18 protein-coding genes are annotated in these 20,330 nt (G+C 72.5%); 7 read left to right on the plus strand and 11 right to left on the minus strand.

The features are described 5' to 3' along the window. Positions 1–24 precede the first annotated feature (24 nt). Positions 25–678: a cyclase family protein gene (locus KIK06_RS09150; RefSeq protein WP_268642794.1), complete on the minus strand. Its 654-nt coding sequence runs from the start codon at positions 676–678 to the stop codon at positions 25–27. A 295-nt stretch (positions 679–973) separates the two neighbouring features. Here KIK06_RS09150 and KIK06_RS09155 point away from each other — a divergent pair, with 295 nt between their 5' ends. The 3 genes from KIK06_RS09155 to KIK06_RS09165 all read left to right on the plus strand — a co-directional run bounded on the left by KIK06_RS09155 (position 974) and on the right by KIK06_RS09165 (position 6,271). Continuing rightward, a complete protein-coding gene (locus tag KIK06_RS09155; protein ID WP_017600870.1) occupies positions 974–1,660 on the plus strand; it encodes a lysophospholipid acyltransferase family protein in 687 nt (228 codons plus the stop codon). Between the two features lie 328 nt (positions 1,661–1,988). Beyond that, positions 1,989–3,335 (plus strand): FAD-dependent oxidoreductase, encoded by a 1,347-nt coding sequence (locus tag KIK06_RS09160; RefSeq protein ID WP_017600871.1) that lies wholly within the window; start codon positions 1,989–1,991, stop codon positions 3,333–3,335. A 629-nt stretch (positions 3,336–3,964) separates the two neighbouring features. Continuing rightward, positions 3,965–6,271: a penicillin-binding transpeptidase domain-containing protein gene (locus KIK06_RS09165; RefSeq protein ID WP_268642795.1), complete on the plus strand. Its 2,307-nt coding sequence runs from the start codon at positions 3,965–3,967 to the stop codon at positions 6,269–6,271. Positions 6,272–6,307: 36 nt separating this feature from the next. On the opposite strand, the gene KIK06_RS09170 is transcribed toward KIK06_RS09165, so the two are convergent. The 6 genes from KIK06_RS09170 to KIK06_RS09195 all read right to left on the minus strand — a co-directional run bounded on the left by KIK06_RS09170 (position 6,308) and on the right by KIK06_RS09195 (position 10,888). Beyond that, the gene (locus tag KIK06_RS09170) at positions 6,308–6,643 is read right to left on the minus strand and encodes a DUF3040 domain-containing protein (protein WP_017600873.1); all 336 of its coding nucleotides are present in this window, start codon (positions 6,641–6,643) and stop codon (positions 6,308–6,310) included. 190 nt (positions 6,644–6,833) lie between these two features. Beyond that, positions 6,834–7,937, minus strand: a complete 1,104-nt coding sequence (locus KIK06_RS09175) for an ABC transporter ATP-binding protein (RefSeq protein WP_268642796.1) — start codon at positions 7,935–7,937, stop codon at positions 6,834–6,836. After that, positions 7,934–8,749: an ABC transporter permease gene (locus KIK06_RS09180; RefSeq protein ID WP_017600875.1), complete on the minus strand. Its 816-nt coding sequence runs from the start codon at positions 8,747–8,749 to the stop codon at positions 7,934–7,936. Before KIK06_RS09180 ends, KIK06_RS09175 begins: the two co-directional genes overlap by 4 nt. Further along, positions 8,746–9,585, minus strand: a complete 840-nt coding sequence (gene modA, locus KIK06_RS09185) for a molybdate ABC transporter substrate-binding protein (protein WP_268642797.1) — start codon at positions 9,583–9,585, stop codon at positions 8,746–8,748. Before modA ends, KIK06_RS09180 begins: the two co-directional genes overlap by 4 nt. Beyond that, positions 9,578–9,979, minus strand: coding sequence for a TOBE domain-containing protein (locus KIK06_RS09190; protein WP_017600877.1), 402 nt, complete (start codon positions 9,977–9,979; stop codon positions 9,578–9,580). Before KIK06_RS09190 ends, modA begins: the two co-directional genes overlap by 8 nt. Before the next feature lie 141 nt (positions 9,980–10,120). Next, positions 10,121–10,888 carry a class I SAM-dependent methyltransferase gene (locus KIK06_RS09195; protein WP_268642798.1) on the minus strand — a complete coding sequence of 256 codons (768 nt, stop codon included), beginning with the start codon at positions 10,886–10,888 and terminating at the stop codon, positions 10,121–10,123. A gap of 541 nt (positions 10,889–11,429) precedes the next feature. Here KIK06_RS09195 and KIK06_RS09200 point away from each other — a divergent pair. After that, on the plus strand, positions 11,430–12,146 hold the full coding sequence (locus KIK06_RS09200; protein WP_268642799.1) for a nuclear transport factor 2 family protein: 717 nt from the start codon (positions 11,430–11,432) through the stop codon (positions 12,144–12,146). Here KIK06_RS09200 and KIK06_RS09205 read toward each other — a convergent pair. After that, positions 12,143–13,018: a class I SAM-dependent methyltransferase gene (locus KIK06_RS09205; protein ID WP_268642800.1), complete on the minus strand. Its 876-nt coding sequence runs from the start codon at positions 13,016–13,018 to the stop codon at positions 12,143–12,145. The two genes, KIK06_RS09200 and KIK06_RS09205, sit on opposite strands and share 4 nt — an antisense overlap. Before the next feature lie 207 nt (positions 13,019–13,225). Between KIK06_RS09205 and KIK06_RS09210 the strand changes: the two genes are divergently transcribed. The 3 genes from KIK06_RS09210 to KIK06_RS09220 all read left to right on the plus strand — a co-directional run bounded on the left by KIK06_RS09210 (position 13,226) and on the right by KIK06_RS09220 (position 16,030). Next, positions 13,226–13,825, plus strand: coding sequence for a helix-turn-helix domain-containing protein (locus KIK06_RS09210; protein ID WP_268642801.1), 600 nt, complete (start codon positions 13,226–13,228; stop codon positions 13,823–13,825). A gap of 290 nt (positions 13,826–14,115) precedes the next feature. Further along, complete coding sequence (locus KIK06_RS09215; RefSeq protein ID WP_268642802.1) at positions 14,116–15,432, plus strand: multidrug effflux MFS transporter; 1,317 nt, start codon at positions 14,116–14,118, stop codon at positions 15,430–15,432. A gap of 88 nt (positions 15,433–15,520) precedes the next feature. After that, positions 15,521–16,030 carry a pyridoxamine 5'-phosphate oxidase family protein gene (locus KIK06_RS09220; RefSeq protein WP_268642803.1) on the plus strand — a complete coding sequence of 170 codons (510 nt, stop codon included), beginning with the start codon at positions 15,521–15,523 and terminating at the stop codon, positions 16,028–16,030. Between the two features lie 45 nt (positions 16,031–16,075). Here the strand turns inward: KIK06_RS09220 and KIK06_RS09225 are convergent, their stop codons facing one another. From KIK06_RS09225 to KIK06_RS09235, 3 genes are all read right to left on the minus strand, one after another. After that, the gene (locus tag KIK06_RS09225; RefSeq protein ID WP_017600884.1) at positions 16,076–17,641 is read right to left on the minus strand and encodes a long-chain-fatty-acid--CoA ligase; all 1,566 of its coding nucleotides are present in this window, start codon (positions 17,639–17,641) and stop codon (positions 16,076–16,078) included. Between the two features lie 98 nt (positions 17,642–17,739). Continuing rightward, complete coding sequence (locus tag KIK06_RS09230; RefSeq protein ID WP_017600885.1) at positions 17,740–18,981, minus strand: PucR family transcriptional regulator; 1,242 nt, start codon at positions 18,979–18,981, stop codon at positions 17,740–17,742. A gap of 178 nt (positions 18,982–19,159) precedes the next feature. Beyond that, entirely contained in the window at positions 19,160–20,050 is an 891-nt protein-coding gene (locus tag KIK06_RS09235; protein ID WP_268642804.1) for an alpha/beta fold hydrolase, read from the minus strand. Between the last annotated feature and the right edge of the window lie 280 nt (positions 20,051–20,330).

Consider the following 20,330-nt stretch of genomic DNA (forward strand, 5'->3'; position numbering starts at 1 on the left):
GGCAGGCCGGCGTCCCGGGAACCGTCAGTCCAGGAGGGCGAAGGCGCGTACGGGGAAGGCGGCCATGCCGCGCACCTTGGCGGGCACGGCGTAGAAGGTGAACCCCTCCTCCGGCAGCTGGTCGAGGAGGCACAGGTGCGAGACGACCGGGATACCGGCCGCCAGCAGGAGGGCGAGCGCGGGACGGGCGCCCTCCGCGGCGGGGGAGGTGTCGTCCACGCCGATCCCGTCGACTCCGACCAGCCTGGCGCCGCCGTCGACGAGGGCCTTGGCCGCGTCCTCGGTCAGGTGGGGGTGGTCGTGGCCGCCGTAGGCCTCGGTGCGCCAGTGGCGGTCCCACCCGGTGCGCACGAGCACGGCGCGACCGCGCACGTCGACACCGGAGAGGGCCTCCGGGCCGATGGCGCGCGCGCCCGTGGCGGTGACCACCACACCGGGCAGGTCGGCGACCCGGTCCAGGTCGAGGTCGGCCAGGTCGGCTCCGTCCCGGTAGCGGTGGGAGGGCATCTCCACGTACGTCCCGGTGGCCCCGACCATGGTGACCCGTCCGCTGCTGGTCTCGTGGCCGGGCCCGGAGCCGCCGGAGGCGGTCCCCTCCTCCACGGCGGGTTCGGGCAGCCCCGGACAGGTGGTCATTCCGTCGGTGATCTGGTGGCTGACGTCGACCAGTTTCGGCATGGCTGTCTCCCTCGCTTCGCACGCGCGTCCGGAACGACCCCCGCACCCTCGCCAGAGGTCTAGACCAACAGCCTAGCGCGTGTGGCCCACGTCACGGCAGTGGGAGAAAGCGGAAAAACCGGCTGGACCGGGGCACACCGTGCACGCGCGAACCCCGATACGCTCGGAGGCAACACGGCGGTGGACCGTGGCACCAGGACGTGATCCGCGGATACCGCTCATGTGTCCGCGGAGCGTGCCCTGGGGCACCCCTCCCCGCACCACCCGGCAACCATGAAGAAGGGGCGACCCCATCGTGTCACTGTACGGAGCCGCCAAGGCCGTCATCGCGCCCGCGACACGCCTGGTGTGGCCGCAGCGCGTGGAGGGCGTCCACCACGTCCCCGCGCGGGGACCGGTGATCCTGGCCGCCAACCACCTCGCGCTCATCGACCCGCTCTTCATCGGCGTGGCCTGCCCCCGCCCCGTGCGCTTCATCGCCAAGCAGGAGCTCTTCGACGAGGGGACGCTGCCCAAACGGGCCTTCACGCGCGCGCTGCGCGCCATCGGCCAGCTGTCGGTGGACCGCCGCCCCGGACAGAGCGCGCGGGAGGCCATGGACAACAGCCTCGAGGTGCTACGCGGCGGCGAGGTCTTCGGGATCTTCCCCGAGGGCACGCGCTCGCCCGACGGCCGACTGTACCGGGGACAGACCGGCCTGGCCTGGCTCGCGCTGACCACGGGCGCCCCGGTGGTGCCGGTGGCGCTGGCGGGGACGGAGCGGATTCTGCCCGGCGGCCGGCGGATCCCGTCGTTCAACCGCGTCGGGGTACGCTTCGGGGAACCGGTGGACCTGTCGCCGTGGGAGGACCAGGCCCACAGGGCCAAGGCGCGCCGGTCGGCCACGGACGCCATCATGGCCGCGATCGCCAAGCTGTCCGGCCAGGATCAGGTACCCCGGTTCGCCGCGTCGGTCAAGGCCGAGCTGTCCCAGGGGAGCTGACCCCCGCCTCGATCCGGCCCGCCACCCGCTCCGGATCGTGACTTTCCCCACACCCGGCAACGGGCTGATCCGCCCTTGACCGGGCGTTGACCCCCGGTGAGACACCTCGTCGGGGCATGCCGAAGGGGCCACAACCCCCTTCCCGTCTGGAATGTCGCGCGAGTGGCCGCGCCTGGGGCCCACCACCCCCGCGGGGCCGCGAGAGCAATTGCCTACCTTTATAGTAGGTTTTCCCGGTGCCACCACCGGTTAGATTAGGTAAGCCTAACCAATGGCGTCCGACCTTGGCGCGAAGACTTGGAGCTGTGCGATGACGCGACCACTGCGAGTGGGAATCGTGGGTGCGGGGCCCGCGGGCATCTACGCCGCGGACCTGCTCACCAAGGACGAGACCCTGTCCGCGTGCGGCACGTCCGTCAGCATCGACATCCTCGACAAACTGCCCTCCCCCTACGGTCTGGTCCGCTACGGCGTCGCCCCGGACCACCCCCGGATCAAGCAGATCCAGGGAGCGCTGCACAAGATCCTGGACAAGCCCGAGATCACCTTCTACGGCAACGTCGAGTACGGCATCGACCTCAAACTCGAGGATCTGCGCCAGTACTACGACGCGGTCATCTTCGCCACCGGCAGCGACCGGGACCGGCCGCTGGACGTCCCCGGCGTCGACCTGCCCGGGAGCCACGGAGCCGCGGACTTCGTCTTCTGGTACGACTCCCACCCCGACGTCTCCCCCTCCTGGCACGTCGAGGGCACCAGCGTCGCCGTGATCGGTGCGGGCAACGTCGCCGTCGACGTCGCCCGGATCCTCGCCAAGAGCGCCGAGGACCTGCTGGAGACCGACATCACCGACAACGTCTACGAAGGTCTGCGCGCCAAGCAGATCACCGACGTCCACGTCTTCGCCCGCCGCGGCATCGCCCAGTGCAAGGCGACGCCGATGGAGCTGCGCGAGCTGGACAAGCAGCCCGGGGTCGAGGTCATCGTCTACCCCGAGGACTTCGACATGGACGAGGGCAGCCTCCAGGCGTGCGAAGAGTCCAACCAGGTCAAGACCAACGTCAAGGTCCTCCAGAACTGGGCGATCCGCGACCCCAAGGGCTCCGAGCGCCGTCTGCACCTGCACTTCCTGCACCGCCCGGTCGAGATCACCGGTGAGGACCGCGTCACCGGCCTGCGCACCGAGCGCATGGAGCTCACCGGCGACGGCAACGTCAAGGGCACCGGCGAGTTCGTCGACCACGAGGTCCAGGCCGTCTACCGCGCCATCGGCTACCTGGGCTCCCCCTTGGCCGACCTGCCCTTCGACGAGGAGCGCGGCGTGGTCCCCAACGCCGAGGGCCGGGTCCTGGACCTGGACGAGCAGCCCATCGAGGGCGTGTACGCCACCGGGTGGATCAAGCGTGGCCCCGTGGGCCTGATCGGTCACACCAAGGGCGACGCCCTGGAGACGGTCACCAACCTGGTGGCCGACCGCGAGGCCCTCACCCCCGCCGCCGAGCCCGACCCGGTCGCCTTCCGCGCCCTGCTGGAGGCGCGCGGCGTGCGGTACACCACCTGGGAGGGGTGGCAGCGGATCGAGGCCCGCGAGGAGGAGCTGGGCACCGAGCGCGGCCGCAAGCGCCTGAAGCTGCGCTCCCGAGAGGAACAGACCAGCATCGCGCGCCAGGAGTAGGCCCTTCGCCGTGGACGCCGCCGGTGGGTGTCCGCGGCGCATGGCCCGGCCTTCGCGCGTGAGCTCCCGGCCGGTCCCGCGCCCCTCTGCGGGACCGGCCCTTCCTTGTTCCCGATACCGGCCGGTAGTCACCGTGAGATCGCTCATGCCATCCCAGCCCGTGTCCCGGAACAACGAGCCGGTCGTATGGGTTAGAGTCACTGTTGGTCGGTGTGGTAGCAAGTGTCCCCCGGGCCTCAACTATTGCCTTCGCGGAATACCGCGTACGGCCCCGCCCTCCGGGTGGGTGACCGTACGGACAGGAGCCCCGTTGTGCCCCGCGCCGAGAGGCGACCGCCATACCGGCCATCACACGTCGTGCCCCGCTCCCACCTCGGTGGGGGCGGGGCGCGCGGTTTGTCACGGGTCGCCGACCCGACTCGGCGGGGACCTCCTCCCCCTCCCCTTCCCGCGGCACCACCCCACCAGGTGAGCGTCGTCCGCGCGCGGACCGGAACTTCTCCCGCGCCACCGGGGTCCTAGGATCCTGTAGGACGCGGTACGCGCTCCCGGCGGCCAGTCGGGTGTCCGACCGCAAGTTCGGTCCCTCAGGTCCGAGAAGCTGACGACGTAGCGAAGGACGATCAGGCGTGGATGACTGGTCCCCCCGGCAGCCCGGCTCTCCCGGGCCTCCCGAGGGTTCGGACGACACACGAGCACGGGGCGCCCGGCCGGAGAACCCGTACCGCATCCCGCGGCGGCCGGAGACTCCCCCCACCCCCACCCCCGAGCCCGACCACCCCGGCCTCCCCGACCCCGTGGCACCCCCGGAAACCCACCAGGCTCCGCGCCCCCCGCAGGGCCCCGACGACTCCTGGGACGTTCCCGTCCCACAGCCCCACCCGGTCGTCCCCGAGGACTCCCCGGCCGCCCGGGCGGAGGACAGCTGGGCCGAGAGCGGCTGGGGTGACCCCCGGCCGGACGAGGCGCACCGCGCGGAGCCGCCGCACCAGGGCGTGCCCGCCCACCGGGGCGACACCCCCTACCCGATCGGGGTGGCCTCGCACGCGGAACCGGACGGATGGACCGCCGAGCGGACGGAACGGGGATGGGGTCCCGAGGCACCCCGGTCGCGGGACTGGTCCGGGGCCGCTCCGGCCGGGCCCGGATACGACGATGACGAGTACCCGTACGGAGGCGGCTCCGGGGGCCCCGGCGTTCCCGACGGCCCCGGAGGCCCCGGAGGCCCGTACGGCCCCGGCGTTCCCGACGGTCCCGACGCCTCCGAACCGCCGAAGCGCCGATCGCGTAAGGGTCTGGTCATCGGCGTGGTCGCCGCGGTGGCGGTGCTGGCGCTGATCGGCGGCACCGTGTCCTGGTTCGTGCTGGGCAGGCCCCGGCCGGAGGAGGCGCTCACCGCCTACGCCGCCGCCTGGGAGGAGCGCGACTACGCGGGGCTGGCCGCCGTCACCACCGGAGGTGACGCGGCCGCGGTCATGGAGGGGCTCGACGCGGGTCTGGGCCTGGATACGGTCTCCGTCGAGGTCGGTGCCGCGACGGTCGACGGAGGCGACGGAAGCGCGCCCTATGAGGTGACCGTCGCCATGTCGGGCGCCAGTGACTGGGGGTGGGAGGGCGAGCTCCCCCTCGTCCGGGAGGACGGGCAGTGGCTCGTCGACTTCACGCCCGAGGTCGCCTACCCCGGGCTGGGCGAGGGCCAGGTCCTCGCCCGCACGACCGTCTGGGGCGAACGCGGCCGCATCCTGGCCGCCGACGGCACCCAGATGGACGCGCCGGGAGTGTCCGGGTCGCTCCAGATGCTCACCGGATCCCTGGGTGAGGCCACCGAGGAGGACGTCGAGCGGCTCGGCCCCGCCTACAGCGTCGGCGACACCATCGGCGTGTCCGGGCTCCAGCGCACCTACGAGGAGCGCCTGGCCGGTGAGGCGGCCACGACCATCCTCATGGTCGACGCGGCCGCCGCCGAGGACCCCGCGTCGCTGGAGGCCACGGAGGACAACACGGTCGCGACCCTGGACGGCAGCGACGGCCAGGACGTCACCACCAGCATCGACATGGCCGTGCAGGAGGCGGCGGCCACCGCCATCCTCACCTCGGACGACCCCGCGGGAATGGTCGCCGTGCGCCCCTCCACCGGTGAGATCCTGGCGGTGGTGAACGTCCCCGGCGGGTTCAACCGCGCCTTCGAGGGCCGGTACCCGCCCGGTTCCGCCCTCAAGATCATCTCCTACAGCGCGCTGCTCGACGCCGGTATGACCACCGACACCACGATGCAGTGCCCGGAGGAGTACAACCCGGGCGGCTGGGCGTTCGTCAACGCGGGCGGGGCCGGCTACGGTGCGCAGACGATGACCGAGGCGTTCGCGACCTCCTGCAACACGGCTCTGGTGGCCGGCGTGGTCGAGCAGCTGTCGTCGGAGGACCTGGTGGCCAGCGCCGAGCAGTTCGGGATGAACGCGCCGCTGGACATCGGGGTGCCCAACTTCGACCCCAGCTTCCCGGCCCCGGACGGCGCCGTGATGATGGGGGCGCAGAGCATCGGCCAGGGCCAGGTCGAGTCCTCCCCGCTGCACATGGCCACGGTTCCGGCCGCGATCGCCGACGGCTCCTGGCGGCACCCGGTGTTGGTGACCGACCCGGCCCGCGACGATCTTCCCGAGCCGAACCCGATCGCCAACGCCGAGTCCATCCGCCCGATGATGCGCGCCGTGGTCACCGACGGCACCGCCCGTGACGCGGGCTTCCAGGGCGAGGTGTACGGCAAGACCGGCAGCGCCGAGTACGGCACCCCGGAGGGTGAGGACGAGGAGCTGCCCACCCACGCGTGGATGGTCGGCTACAAGGCTGACGTCGCCTTCGCCCTGGTCGTCGACGGAGGAGGCGGCGGCGGGTCCGTGGCGGGACCGATCGCCGCGATGTTCACCAACGCGCTCTGACCCGGCGGACCCCCGGCCCCCGCCGCCGGTGGTCCGTCACGGCGCCGTCCCGGGCGGGTCCAGCCCGATCGGGGCGGGCGCCATCGGGGTGTCGGCGGGTTCGGTCGTCTCGGTCGTCTCGGCGGGATTGGGCGGCGAGGGCGGGGGCGCGCTCGGTGTGAGGACGAAGAGCAGAACCAACAGTCCGGCGGTGACCGCCGCGATCACGGCGCACGCCACCCACGGCCGCCAGCCGCTCAGGCTGGGGTCGGCCGGAGCATCGGGATCGTCGGACCCGAAGGCCTCCAGACGCCCGGCGAGCTCCGGTGCCTCCTCGCTGAGCTGCCGTTCGATCTCCGCGAGGATTCTTCGCTCATGTTCTCTCAGCGACATGGCACCCTCCTCAGCCGCCGGGGGAAGGACTGTCATCTCCGGGTGCCTACAGTCTCCCCCGGCTGAGGGTCGGATATCCAGGTTCCGAGGTTTTTCCTCGTACGGATTCGACCCATCCGAGGGCTGACGTTTGCACTGGTCCGGGCCGCGCTCACCGCCGTGCCCGGCGGTTTCCGGGAGCCGGCCCCGCTCAACCCGGGTAGCACTCCGCCTCGGCGGCCTTCACCGCCGCCCAGACCGGGGCACCCGGCACCAGTCCCAGCTCGGCCAGCGCGGCCGGACTGATGTCGGCCGACAGCGGCATCGGCCCCACCAGGTGGACCCTGACCTGGTCGCCGAACCGCTCGACGCCGTCCACGGTGAGCCGCCACAGGTTGCGCGGACTGCCGTGCGGCCGGTCCGCGTACAGCGCGACGGCTCGCGGGGGGAAGGCCACCAGGACCTCGCCCTCGTGCGGCTCGTGGACGTGGACCACCCAGGGCGCCCGTGCGTCCCGCCGGTCCACGGTCACCTCGGTTCCCTCGGCCGTGCCCCGGAACAGGTTGAGCCCGACCAGACGGGCGACGTACGGGGTGCGGGGCCGCCTGGCCACCTCGGCCGGCGTCCCCTGCTGGACGATCCGGCCCGACTCGACCACGGCCACCCGGTCGGCCAGGACCATCGCGTCCAGAGGGTCGTGGGTCACCAGGACGGCCGCGCCGTCGAAGTCCTCCAGCAGGTGGCGGAGCCGGGCGCGCACGTCGACGCGCGTGCTGGCGTCCAGAGCCGCCATCGGCTCGTCCAGGAGCAGCAACCGTGGGCGCACGGCCAGCGCCCGGGCCAGCGCCACCCTCTGGGCCTGCCCGCCGGACAGCCGCCCCGGCCGGGACCGCGCCTGGGCGGACAGATCCATGCCCTCCAGGAGCTCGGCCGCCCGGGCGCGCGCGGCCGCCTTGGACAGGCCCTGGCAGCGCGGCCCGAAGGCGACGTTGTCCAGGGCGCTCATGTGACGGAAGAGCAGGTAGTCCTGGAAGACCACGCCGACGGGGCGCCGCTCGACCGGGGTGGTGGTCTCGTCGCGTCCCTCGACCCGCACGTGCCCGTCGGTGAGCGGGACCAGACCGGCCAGGGCGCGCAGGGCCGAGGACTTGCCCGCGCCGTTGGGGCCGAGCAGGGCGAGGACCTCCCCCTCCGCGACCTCCAGCGTCACGTCGAGGGTGAAGTCGCCCCGCGCGAGCCGCAACCGGGCGTCGAGGGCGGGGACATCGGCCCCGGGGCGGGGCGCCGGGGCGCGTCGGCCGTCGTCGGTGGTCACGTCCACCTCCCGCGGAGTCCGGCCAGGACGGCCAGGGAGACGATCAGCAGGACGAGGCTGAGCACGACGGCGGCCTCGGGGTCGCGCTGCATGGCCATGTACACCGCCAGGGGCATGGTCTGGGTGGTGCCGGGGAAGTTCCCGGCGAAGGTGATGGTGGCGCCGAACTCGCCCAGGGCGCGGGCCCAGCACAGGGCCGCGCCCGCGCCGACGCCCGGCAGGACCATGGGCAGGGTGACGCGGGCGAAGACGGTGGTGCGGTTGGCGCCGAGGGTGGCGGCCGCCTCCTCGAAGCGGGCGTCCACTCCGCGCAGCGCGCCCTCCACGCTCACGACCAGGAACGGCATCGCCACGAACACCTGGGCGATGACGACGGCGGCCGTGGTGAACGGCAGCGTCAGCCCGAACCAGGCGTCGAGGTGGCGGCCGAGCAGACCGTTGCGCCCCAGGACCAGGAGCAGCGCCACACCGCCGACCACCGGCGGGATGACCAGGGGAACGGTGACCAGGGCGCGGACCAGGCGCCGTCCGGGGAAGTCCGCACGGGCCAGCAGCCAGGCCAGCGGCACCCCCAGGACCAAGCACACGGCCGTGGCGGCGGTGGCGGTGGACAGGGACAGCCACAGCGCGGACAGCACCGCCGGATCGGTGATCCGTGCGCCCATGGTCGCCCAGGGGGTGCTGACGAGCAGGCCGAGCAGAGGCAGGACCAGGAAGGCGACGCCGAGCAGAGCGGGGACGAGCAGGATCCAGGGCGGGCGCCCCGAGCGGGCGCGCAGCGCGCGCCCGCGGGTGGGGGCAGGGGTGGTCACGGCGTCCCGAATCCGGCGGCGGTGAGCACGTCGGCTCCGGTGTCGGACAGGACGAGGTCGACCCATGCGGCGGCCAGTTCGGGTTCGGGGGCCCCGGCCAGGACTCCGACGGGGTACTCGTTGACCGCGGAGCCGGACTCGGGGAAGTCGATGCCCTCGACCGCGTCTCCCGCGGCCGCGACGTCGGTGGCGTAGACCAGCCCGGCGTCGACCTCGCCGAGCTCGACCTTGGTCAGGACGGCGCGGACGTCCTGCTCCAGGGTGACCGCGGCGATCTCGACGTCCGCCGTGTCGGTGACGGCGGCGGTGGCCGCACCGCACGGGACCTCCGGCGCGCACAGGGCGGTGGCCACGGAGTCGTCGGAGAGGTCGGCCAGATCCTCGACACCCGCGGGGTTGTCCGCGGGCACGGCGATGCGCAGGGTGTTGGTGGCGAAGACCGCGCCGTCCTCACCGTGGTCGGCGGCCCACGCGGTGTCCAGACCCGCGCCGTCGACGACCAGGGCCATGGTGTCGGTGTTGGCGGAGGCGAACACGTCGGCGGGGGCACCGGAGTTGATCTGGGTGGCCAGGGCACTGCTTCCCGCGAAGCTCAGCTCGACCTCGACACCCGGGTTGTCGGCCTCGAACTCCTCGGCGAGTTCGGTGAAGACGTCGGTGAGGGAGGCGGCGGCCAGGACGGTGAGCGTTCCGGCGGGCCCGGTCTCCGAGGCGGTTCCCGCCCCGTCCCGCCCGGCGTCGTCGGCCGCGGAACAGGAGGTCAGGGCGAGGGCTCCGGCCATGAGAGGGGCCGTCCACCGAAGGGCGGCGCGGGGGTGTCGGGGGCTCTCAGGCATGGTGGCCTCCGGAGGTCTCGACGATGACGTTGGTGGACTTGACGATCGCCGTGGCCAGACCGCCGACCTGGAGGTCGAGCTCGTCGGCGGCCTCACGGCTCATCAGGGAGACCACGCGGTGGGGTCCGGCCTGGATCTCGACACTGGCCATGACACCGTCGCGGGTGACGCTGGTGACCAGCCCGCGGAAGCGGTTGCGCGCGGAGGAGTACCCGCGGGCGGGGTCGTCCTCGGGGGCGGCGCGCAGGTGCCTGGCGAGCGCGGCTCCGTCAAGCAGGCGCCGGCCCGACTCGTCGCGTGTGGCGGGGAGGCGACCGGAGTCGACCATCCGCCGGACGGTGTCGGCGCTGACGCCGAGAAGCTCGGCCGCGTCGCTGATCCGGTAGGTGGGCATGGGAAGAACGTAGCACTGGCTTTCGCGAACTATCCAACGGAATCATGCTCGCATTCGCGATCTTTTATGGATCTTCGACTCGAATGTGCGAGGTTGGCGCTTCCTTGTGGGTTCGTCCGTCTCTCGAGGCCGTGAGGCGGCCTACCCCCGGTTGCCGAGGAAGAGTTCCGAGCGGTAGGCGACCTCAAGGGCCCCGTCCTGTACGTGGTCCTCGCACAGTGCGCGCACCAGATCCAGGAACCCCTCTCCCTCGCGGTCGACCGCCCGTCGCACCTGGGTCGAGGACGCGGCCATGCTCACGAAGTCGGCCACGTCCACCCGCCTGCGCCAGGTGAGGACCGAGACTCCGACGTGCCCGCCCGTCGGGTCGAACCCCGCCGCCAGTTCCCCGGCGATGTCGAAATCGCGGTAGTCGCGGGTGTAACCCGGGCTGTGCCGCTCCAGCAGGGCCTCGTAGGCGTCGAGGAACTCGCTGACGGTGTGGTCGCGGTTGTTCTGCACCACCGCGAGCAGCCCTCCGGGCGCCAACGCGCCGACGCAGGCCGAGACGAACCGGGGGCGGTCCATCCACTGGTAGGACTGCGCGGCCACGACGAGCTGCACGGGGCCCTCGAGCGCCTCCAGGAACGGTTCGGCGGCCCCGACCGCCCACCGCACGTCCGGAAACTTCGCGCGGCCCCGGTCGACCATGTCCTCGGACACGTCGACGGCGAGGTAACGCGCTCCCTCCCCCAGGGCCGGGCGCAGCCCCTCCAGCGCGATTCCCGTGCCCGCGCCCGCGTCCACGACCGTCACCTCGGGAAAGTACGGGAGCTCGCGCACGATGGTCCTGAAGAATTCCCGCGGGTAACGCGGCCTGTGCTGGTCATAGACTTCACCGAGGCCGTCGAACTTCTGTTTCGTTCCCATGCCCACGTCCCTTCCGAAATGGCCGGTGAAGCCCCTTGACCGGAACGAACGGGAGAATACCGCGGGCCCCACCCGCTGATCAGCAGATGTGTGAAAAACCGAACGGGAAACGGATCTCGACACCCACCACCGTACCCGAGCCACATCCTGAACCCGCGCGCGCACCAGCGATGCGACGACGGTGTCAGCACACGTCAAACGGAAAGTCCGGGCGCCCGGCAGTTATGCGCGGGTGTGGCCGAATCCGGACAGCAGGGGGCCGATGAACTGCGACGACGGTAACCCGACTCCCCTGTTTGTGGAAATCCCGATTCCACCCAGCCGCGTGTGAGGAAGGCGGAACCGCGCCGAAACACCCCCGCCCATCGGCGGAAACCGGTACGGAGAAAAGTAAACCTCGAAACCGTGACACAGTCGGGAACACCCTTCGGCTGACCGTCACGTGACCCCGCCTTGGGCGAACCGGTACCGGTAGGGGGCGCACGCTGGAAGGGAGGGTGGAACCGCCCCACGGCAACCCCTGTCCGGAAGGAGGCGGATCATGTCCGCCGCAGCTGAGACCGCCCGACCCTTCGACGCCGAACTGCTCAAGCGCGCGGTGGAGGCACGCGACGCCGACACCTTCCTGGCGCAGTTCTCCGACGACGCCGAACTGGAGATGTTCGACCAGCACACCCCGCCCAGCGCCCCCACCGTGCTGCACGGCAGGGACGCCATCGAGGCGACCATGCGGGAGCTGTTCGCCAGGGACATGCGCCACGAGGTGCTCCAGTGCGTGGTCGAGGGCGACCACGCCGCCTACACCGAGCGGTGCTCCTACCCCGACGGCAGCAAGGTCATGAGCATGACGATGCTGGACCTGCGGGACGGCCGCATCGTCCACCAGGCGACGGTGCAGGCCTTCGACGAGGAGCACGCCACCGGAATCGAGGTGGGTGACTTCACGGCACCCGCCGAGAGCGAGGAGGCGGAACTGAGCCGTGCCGACGTGGTCCGTGTCGGCGGCATGGCCGTCGTCCGGCTCACCCTCGAACCCGGATGGCGCTGGTCGAAGGACGTCGGCCCCGCCATGGGCACCGATCTGTGCATGTTGGACCACTGCGGGTACATCGTGTCCGGATCGCTGTGCATCCGCATGGCGGACGGCTCCGAGCGTCTCCTCCGAGCCGGGGAGATCGCACGCATCCCACCAGGCCACGACGGATGGGTCGTCGGTGACGAACAGGCGATCATCGTCGACTGGAAGGCGAGGAACTAGGGGCACACCCGTGCGGTGTGCACCGTCGAGGCCGACAGATAGAAGGCGTCCGGGCGCCACAGCACGCCGTCCGGGGCGTCCGGATCCACCAACCGTGCCACCGTGGCCCGGTCCTCGGCGTCGAGCACGTCGCCCAACGTGTCCAGCACGTGCTCCAGGTGGACGCGCAGGAACTCGCGTACCCGGGGGTCCAGCGGCGTCGTGTGTTCGATGAGGAAGGTCCGCGACCCCGTGGGGACCAGGCCGGCGCGCGCGAGCATGGCGGGCCAGTCCTCCACCTGGTCCACCGACCCCGGAAGTCCGGCGCGCATCTGCGAGAAACGCTCCTCCCAGGCGGCGTTGAGCCGCGCCTGGAGCCCGGGGCGGCCGATGCCGATGTCCCGGGGAAGGTAACGCGGGGGCAGTCCGCCCTCGGCGACCGCGAGCAGTCCCCCGGGGCGCAGGACTCCGGCGAGCCCGTCCAGAGCCGCCTGCTGATCGCCGACGTGGTGGACGGTCTGGCTGGTCCAGACGACGTCGGCGGTGCCGAGCGCGCCCAGGTCCTCGGGCAGGTCCGCCCGCAGCACGCCCACCCGCCCGCCGATCCCCTGCTCCTCGGCGCGTGAGCGCGTGTGGGCCAGCAGCGGCTCCGACTGGTCGACGGCCACCACACGGGCCGAGGGGAAGTGCCGGGCCAGCAGACAGGTGATCACGCCGGGCCCGCTGCCCACGTCCAGGACGCGGCCCACGCCGTCGGCCCGGCCGTCGGCGGGGAGGAGGGCGCGCATCCAGTCGGCTGCGGCGCGGAGGTAGGGCTCGTGCACCTCCGCCTTGAGTTCCAGCTGGGCGACCATGGCCCCCCAGTCGATGTCGTCGACGTCGTGCGCGCTCATCCGCTCTCGCCTGCCTTCCCGATCGGATCCGCCCCGGCCGTCGGGGACGGGGCGCGAACACCCTCAGAGTGCGGGGGCGCCCCGGGCACGACAACTTCCGTTGCCGGTTCCGGGAAACGGGCCGCCGATCCGCGGCCTCACACCCGGGATTTCCCGGAAACGGCACGCTCACTTGCCACACCCGCGCGCAGTGGGTGGGATGGACGCGTGTACGACCCAGCCACCATCACCCGCGCCCTGTCCGAGGTCGGTCCCCGTCTGCGGCGGCTGCGCACCGAACGCGGCCTGACACTGGCCGCGCTGTCGGAGGTGACCGGCATCTCGCGCAGCACCCTGTCCCGGCTGGAGTCGGGGCAGCGCCGCCCCAGCCTCGAACTCCTGCTGCCGATCTCCCAGGCCCACCAGGTCCCCCTGGAGGAGCTGGTCGGCGCGCCCGAGGTCGGTGACCCGCGTGTGCGGCTCCGGCCCAGACGCGCGCACGGCAGCACGGTGGTGCCGCTGACCACCTTCCCCGGGCCGTTGCAGGCCTACAAGATGATCCTGCCCGCCTCGCGTGACACCCCCGAGCTCCGCACGCACGAGGGGTACGAGTGGCTCTACGTGCTCTCCGGCCGGGTGCGCCTGATCCTGGCCGACCACGACGTGGTCCTCGGTTCGGGGGAGGCGGCCGAGTTCGACACCCGGCTCCCCCACTGGTTCGGCACCGACGGTGAGCGCCCCGCCGAGATCCTCAGCCTCTTCGGCAAGCAGGGGGAGCGCGTCCACGTCCGCGCCCGGCCCGGGAAGGGCAACGCTCGAGGCGACTGAGGCGAGCCTGGGAGAGTCCCTACCACCGGCACGGGTGACCCGGCCCGAAGGACCGGCATGCGGGTCGTCACAGCACGCGGAAACTCCCGTGGACAGGGGGATCGCGACGCGTGGCGGTGATCACGCGGATCGGCGCGCGTCACGGGGACTCACCGCCCCGGGTGCCGTGTTGGACGCGGGTGGCACCGCCCCGAGCGGTGTTTCCCCGGCGCTCCGCCCGAAGGCGGTTCTCGCGCCACGCACGCCTCGCGTCGCACCCGTCTTCGTCCCGCCCAGCGCTGGAGCCTTCCTTGACCCTGCTCTCCGCACGCCCGAAGCACCGTTCTCCCGCCCGCCCCGGCCGAGCGGTCCCCGCCCAGGCCACCGGTTCCACCGTCCCTCACCCGCCCGCAGCGCGCCCGGTCGCGCGCCCGCGCCGCCACATGGCGCTGCTCGTGCTCGTCCTGGGAGTGCTGTCCGCGATCGGCCCGCTGGCCACTGACCTCTACCTGCCCGCGCTGCCGGACATCGCCGCCGACCTGGGCACCAGCGAGGCCAGCGTCAAGTTCACCCTGACGTCCGTCATGGTCGGCCTGGCCCTGGGCCAGCTCGTGGCGGGGCCGCTCAGCGACCGCTGGGGACGGCGGACGCCGCTGCTGGTCGGCATGGGGGCGTTCACCGCCGCGACGTTCGGGTGCGTGCTGGTGACCGGCGTGGAGGCGTTCGTCGTACTGAGATTCGTCCAGGGCCTGTCGGCGGCCACCGGGCTCGTCGTCTCGCGCGCCGTGGTCCGCGACGTGTTCGACGGCGACGCGGCCGCCACGTTCTTCTCCCGACTCGTCCTGCTGGCCGGGCTCGCCCCGATGCTCGGCCCGGTCCTCGGCGGACAGCTCCTCGTCCTGGGCCCCTGGCGGCTGATCTTCACGGCCCTGGGCGTGATGGGCCTGGCCACGCTCGCCCTGGTCTTCCTCGCCCTGCCGGAGAGCCTGCCCGCCGACCGCAGGGAGCGCACCGGCGCGACCGCCCAGCTGCGGCTGTTCGGCCGTCTGCTGCGCGACGTCCGGTTCGCCGGTCCCACGCTCACCCTGGCGCTGAGTTTCGGGATGAGTTTCACCTACATCTCGGCGTTCTCGTTCGTCTCCCAGTCCCGGTTCGACGCCACCCCGCAGCAGTTCAGCCTCGTCTTCGCGGTGACCACGCTCGGCATGATCCTCGGCAACCAGGCCAACGTCGCCCTGGTGCGGCGCGTGGAGATCCACCGGCGGCTGGCGCTGGGCCTTGCCGGGTCCCTGGTCGCGGTCGCCGCGCTGCCGCTGCTGGCGGCCACCGGCCTGGCCAGCCTGGTCACGGTGACCGCCGCGCTGTTCGCGATGATGGCCTGCACCGGCCTGGTCTCCCCGAACGCGACCGCGCTCGCCCTGTCCGGCCAGCCGCCGCGCGTCGCGGGCAGCGGGTCGGCGCTGCTGGGGACGGTGCAGTTCGGCCTGGGGTCGGCGCTGGCGGCCACGGCGGGCCTGGGCGGCCCCGTGACGCTGTCGAGCATGGCCGCCGTCATGATCGCCACCGCCGCGGGCGCGCTCGCCGTCTTCGCCGCCGCCGCGTTCCTGACCCACCGGCGGGGGCGCTGACCGGCGCACCCGGCGCGGGTCCCCGGCGGTGTCGCGTCCACGTTCTAGCGTGGTGCGCGCACGCCGGAGCGACCACGAAGGAGTCACCATGGCATCCCAGACCCCCCGCGCCGAAGGCCTGACGGGCGGTCCGCCCGGATCGTGGGCCGAGGTGCTGCCCCTCCTGGAGAGCCACACCGGCACCTACTGGCTGTCGGTGCCCCACTCCGGCCACCGACCGCACACCCGGCCCGTGCTCGCGGTGTGGGTGTCCGGCCAGCCGTGGTTCGCTTCGGGTGAGGGCACGGCCAAGACGGGACTGCTGTCGGCCGCGCCGGACGTGAGCCTGGCCTTCCAGGCGGGCGGCATGGACCTGGTGGTGGAGGGGTCGGCCCAGCGGATCCTGGACCGTGCCCGGACGGACCGCGTCGCCCGCGCCTACGCCGAGCGCTACGGGTGGGCGCCTCAGGCCGGTGACGGCGTCCTGACCGGGGCGGAGGGCGCGCCGACCGCCGGTCCCCCGCCGTACGCGGTGTACACGATCGTGCCGACGACGGTTTACGCCTTCCCCTCCGACGACGCTCCGCACGGCCCCACCCGGTGGCGGTTCGACGCCTGACGGCGCGGTCCCGTCCGGGGCCGGGAGGCACGGGCCGCCACCCGTTCAGGGAAGCGTCGGGGCCGCCGCGAGCCGGCGCTTGAGGATCTTGCCCGTCGCGGTCATCGGCAGCGCGTCGGCGAACTCCACCGAACGCGGGTACTTGTACCCGGCCAGGCGCTCGCGGGACCAGGCGATCAGCCCCTCCTCCGTGAGCGCGGACCCGGGGGCGCGAACGACGTGGGCCCGGACCTCCTCCCCGTGGCTGGGGTGGGGCACGCCGACCACGGCGGCCAGGCTGACCTCCGGGTGGGTCATGAGGACCTCCTCGATCTCACGCGGGTAGACGTTGTAGCCGCCGCGGATGATCATGTCCTTCTTGCGGTCGACGATGTAGAGGTAGCCGTCGGCGTCGCGTCGGCCGATATCCCCCGTATAGAACCAACCGTCGGCGTCGACGGCCTCGGCGGTGGCCTCGGGCCGGTCCAGGTAGCCCCTCATGACGTTGTGCCCCCGCACGCGGATCTCCCCCGGTTCGCCGACCGCCGCCTCGCCGCCGTCCGCCCCGACCACTCCGACCTCCACACCCCAGACGGGGACCCCGACCGACCCGGGCCTGCGTGGCCGGTCGGGTCGGTTGAACGTCGCCAGGGGGCTGGTCTCCGACAGCCCGTAACCCTCCAGGATCCCCACGCCGAACCGGTCCTCGAAACCGTGCAGGACCTCCATGGGCAGCGCCGCACCGCCGGAGACGCTGATGCGCATGGTGGTGGCGATACGGGCGAGGTCGAACCGGTCAGCGGTCTCGCACCGGAGGAGTCCCCAGTACATGGTGGGCACCCCGGCGAAGAAGGTGACCCCCTCCCGTTCCATCAGGGACAGCGCGCGCTCCGGGTCGAAGCGGTCCGTCAGGACGAGGGTGGCACCCGACGCGAGGCCCGCGTTCATGTGCACGGTCTGCGCGAACGTGTGGAACAGCGGTAGCGCCACCAGATGGACGTCGTCGGCGTACTCGCCGAACAACCGGTTGCCGACGAGGGCGTTGTGGACGAGGTTGCTGTGGGTGAGCTCGGCCCCCTTGGGACGCCCCGTGGTCCCACTAGTGTAGAGGACCACGGCGGTGTCGGTCTCGGCGGTCGCCACCGGGCGGCGATCCCGGGAGTGGCCCGCGGTGAACTCGGCGAGTGAGGGGACGCCCGCTCGGTGGGAAACACTCTCCGGATCCGCGGTGATGAGGACGAGGCGCTCGCAGCTGGACACGGACTCGAACGCCGCGGTGCCCCGCTCCCCCAACGGCAGTTCCGGGGTCCCCTCGAAGCAGAGGTAGACCCCGGCGCCGGAGTCGCGCAGGTGGTAGGCGATCTCCGACTCGGTCAGCAGGACGTTCAGCGGTACCACGGAGGCTCCGGCCTTGAGCACCCCGTAGTAGGCGACCGGGAAGTACGGCAGGTTCGGGCAGCTCAGCGCGACACGGTCCCCGGGTTCCACTCCGCTCGCGACCAGCGCGTTCGCCACACGGTTGGCCCACGCGTCGAGTTCGGCGTAGCTGATCCGGACATCCCCGTGCACGAGAGCGGTCCTGTCGGGCCGCTCGCGCGCTGTGTCCTCCAGCAGGATGGCGAGGTTGAGCATGTCGAGCCCTTCCGTGTGTGCCGCGGTTCACCCGACACCATGACGCCGGTCACCCGACGCCCGGTAGTGCCCGAACCACAGGACCCGTGGTGGGCCGTTCACAACGGGGTGCCGCCTCCCAGTCGGCGCCGATCGCTCAGCAGCCGGATCGCGATCACCAGTTCGAGCAGGTCAGCGAAGCGTCGCAGGTCGCGCCCGGTCCGCTCGGCGATCCGGTCCAGCCGGTAGTAGGCCGTGTTGACGTGCAGGTGCAGCTCCTCGGCCATGGACTTGGCCCGGAGGTCGTGCGCGGCGTACGCCAGGACGGTGTCCACGAGCGCCCCGTCCCCGGACAGGTCCTCCTCGACGAAACGCCGCAGCTCCGGCCGGATGAGCCGCCGCACCGTGGCGTCGTCGCGCAGGATGAGGTAGTCGAACGTGGCCACCAGGGGAAGCGCCACCAGTCCGGCCGTGCCGCCGAGGCTGTCCCGGGCCGCGCACGCCTCGGCGTAGGCGTCCGGCACCTCCGCGGCCCCGGTGTGAACGGTACTGAACCCCACGGCCAGCGAGGCCCCGCCCCGCCCGAGATCGGACACACCGCGGCGCACCTGGTCGACGACGGTCTCGACCGCGCCCGGGTGCACCGGGGCCAGGCCGAGTACCTCCTGCTGCCGGACGATCGTGAGACCGGGAGCGCGTACCGCGAGGGCACCGCGCAGCGTCACCGCGACGTCGGGCAGGGTGTACCGATCCCCCAGCGGCCCGACCGGGAGCGCCGACACGACGGCGAAGCGCGTGCCGGGTTCGAGACCGGCCGTACGCAGGAGCGACCGCTTGGGCCCCGGTGGGATCTCGCGCCCCGCGAGGAGGTCCTCGAACAGGTCCCGGCGCAGGCGGTCGTGCTCGGCCACCTCGTGCTGCTGGGCGTCCAGGTAGGCCTCCGCCGCCACGGAACTACCCACCTCGATCAGGTGCATCACCCGTCCGGCCAGGAACATGGCGGCCTCGCGGGCGTCCGGATCCGCGCGCGCGGCGGCGCTCACGCCCTCCCACAGGGTGAGCTGGCCGACGCGGAAGGCCTGGAGGAAGTCCGGGAGGGAGACGCCCTGCCGCACGCGTTTGCGCGCCTGCTCCCCGGTGACGGTGAAGTCGCGGGGCAGGGCCGTGCGCCCCTCCTTCACGCTGGTGAGCAGGGCGCGAAAGACCAGTCGGACGTGGAGGGTGAGGTCGTCGCGCAGGTGGGGGTCCGCACTGGCGCGGTAGGCCGGAACCTGCTCCCATATGCGGTCGACCGCCTCGTACGTGATCCGGTCGAGCGACGCCTCGACCGTGTCGACGAGATGCCGCAGAGCCGGCTCCATCACGTTCGCCCCACCGTTCGTCCTCGCCCGCGCGTCCGTGCCCTTGGCGTCGCCGTGCCGTGCCCGAACGCTGTTCACGCGTCGGACCGGTCACGCGACGCGGGTCGCCTCCGATGCTAGGACGCCCGGGCCGTCGGCCCTGGCACCGGAGCCCTGGACGCGCCGTCCCCCCGGGCGTTCACGCGCGGGAGCGGTGGGCACCCGCCCGGTCCCCGTCGAACCCACCGGCGCGGACCCGGTCGATCCAGGCGACGAGGTCGGCGACGACCTCGTCGCGGTTGGTCTCGTTGAACAGCTCGTGGCGGGCACCGTCGTAGATCCGGTACTCCAGGTGCGCGACACCGGCCGCGCGGTAGCGCTCGACCAGCCGGTCGCTGTACTCCAACCCCTTGTTGAGCGGGTCGCGGTCGCCGACGAACACGTACAGGGGAAGGTCCCCGGGCGCGTCGGAGGGGTCGGCCAGGCGCGTCGCGGCGGCCGTGGCCAGCGCACCCATCCCCTCCTCGTCCAGGGAGAAGCCGCACCACGGGTCGGCGAGGTAGGCGTCCACCTGGTCGCGGTCACGGCTCAGCCAGTCGGCCCCGGTCCGGGCCGGTTGGAAGGGGGCGTTCAGGGAGGCCATCACGTCCGGACCGGCCTGGGCGAGGTCGGCCAGGAGCAGATCCACGGCCGTGGTGCCGCACAGCGCGACACCGTCGGCCAGCCCCGGGTGCTCCAGCAGGTACTGCTGGGCGGCGAAGGAGCCGAGACTGTGTCCGACCAGCACCAGCGGGAGTTCGGGGTGGCGCCCGCCGATGATCCTGGACAGCGCGGCCAGATCGTCCACGAGCAGGTTCCACCCGTCCTCTCCCAGGACACCGGGGCCGGCGTGCGCGGTCCGCCCGTGGCCCCGGTGGTCGTCGGCGTAGACGGCGTAGCCGCGCGCGTTGAGCGCCCGCGCCAGCGGCTCGTACCGGGCGGCGTGTTCGCCCATGCCGTGGGCGATCTGCACGATACCGAGCGGTGGCCCGTCGGGGACCCACTCATGCACGTGGACCGTCAGGCCGTCGCGGCTGGTGAAGGTGAACATCGCGGTCTCCTGTCGAGGGGTGTCCGGGGATGGCGGCCGGAGGCGCGACATCGCACGGACACCGGCCGTCAACGTTCCGGACATTGTCTCGGGCCGCGGCACACCGGCACATGTGCGGTCTCACAGCGTCCCGCGCACGCCGTTGGGAGGGAGAACAGTGACTGAGTCCCGACCGCTCACGGCGTTCGGGGTGAATATCCGTTTCCGGACCGACGGACTCCCCTGCTACCGTCTGCGCCGGACGGGCCGTGGGACTCAGGCCGCGACTTCCGGGAACTGC

This window comes from Nocardiopsis sp. EMB25, from assembly GCF_026797795.1.
Classification (GTDB): domain Bacteria; phylum Actinomycetota; class Actinomycetes; order Streptosporangiales; family Streptosporangiaceae; genus Nocardiopsis; species Nocardiopsis lucentensis.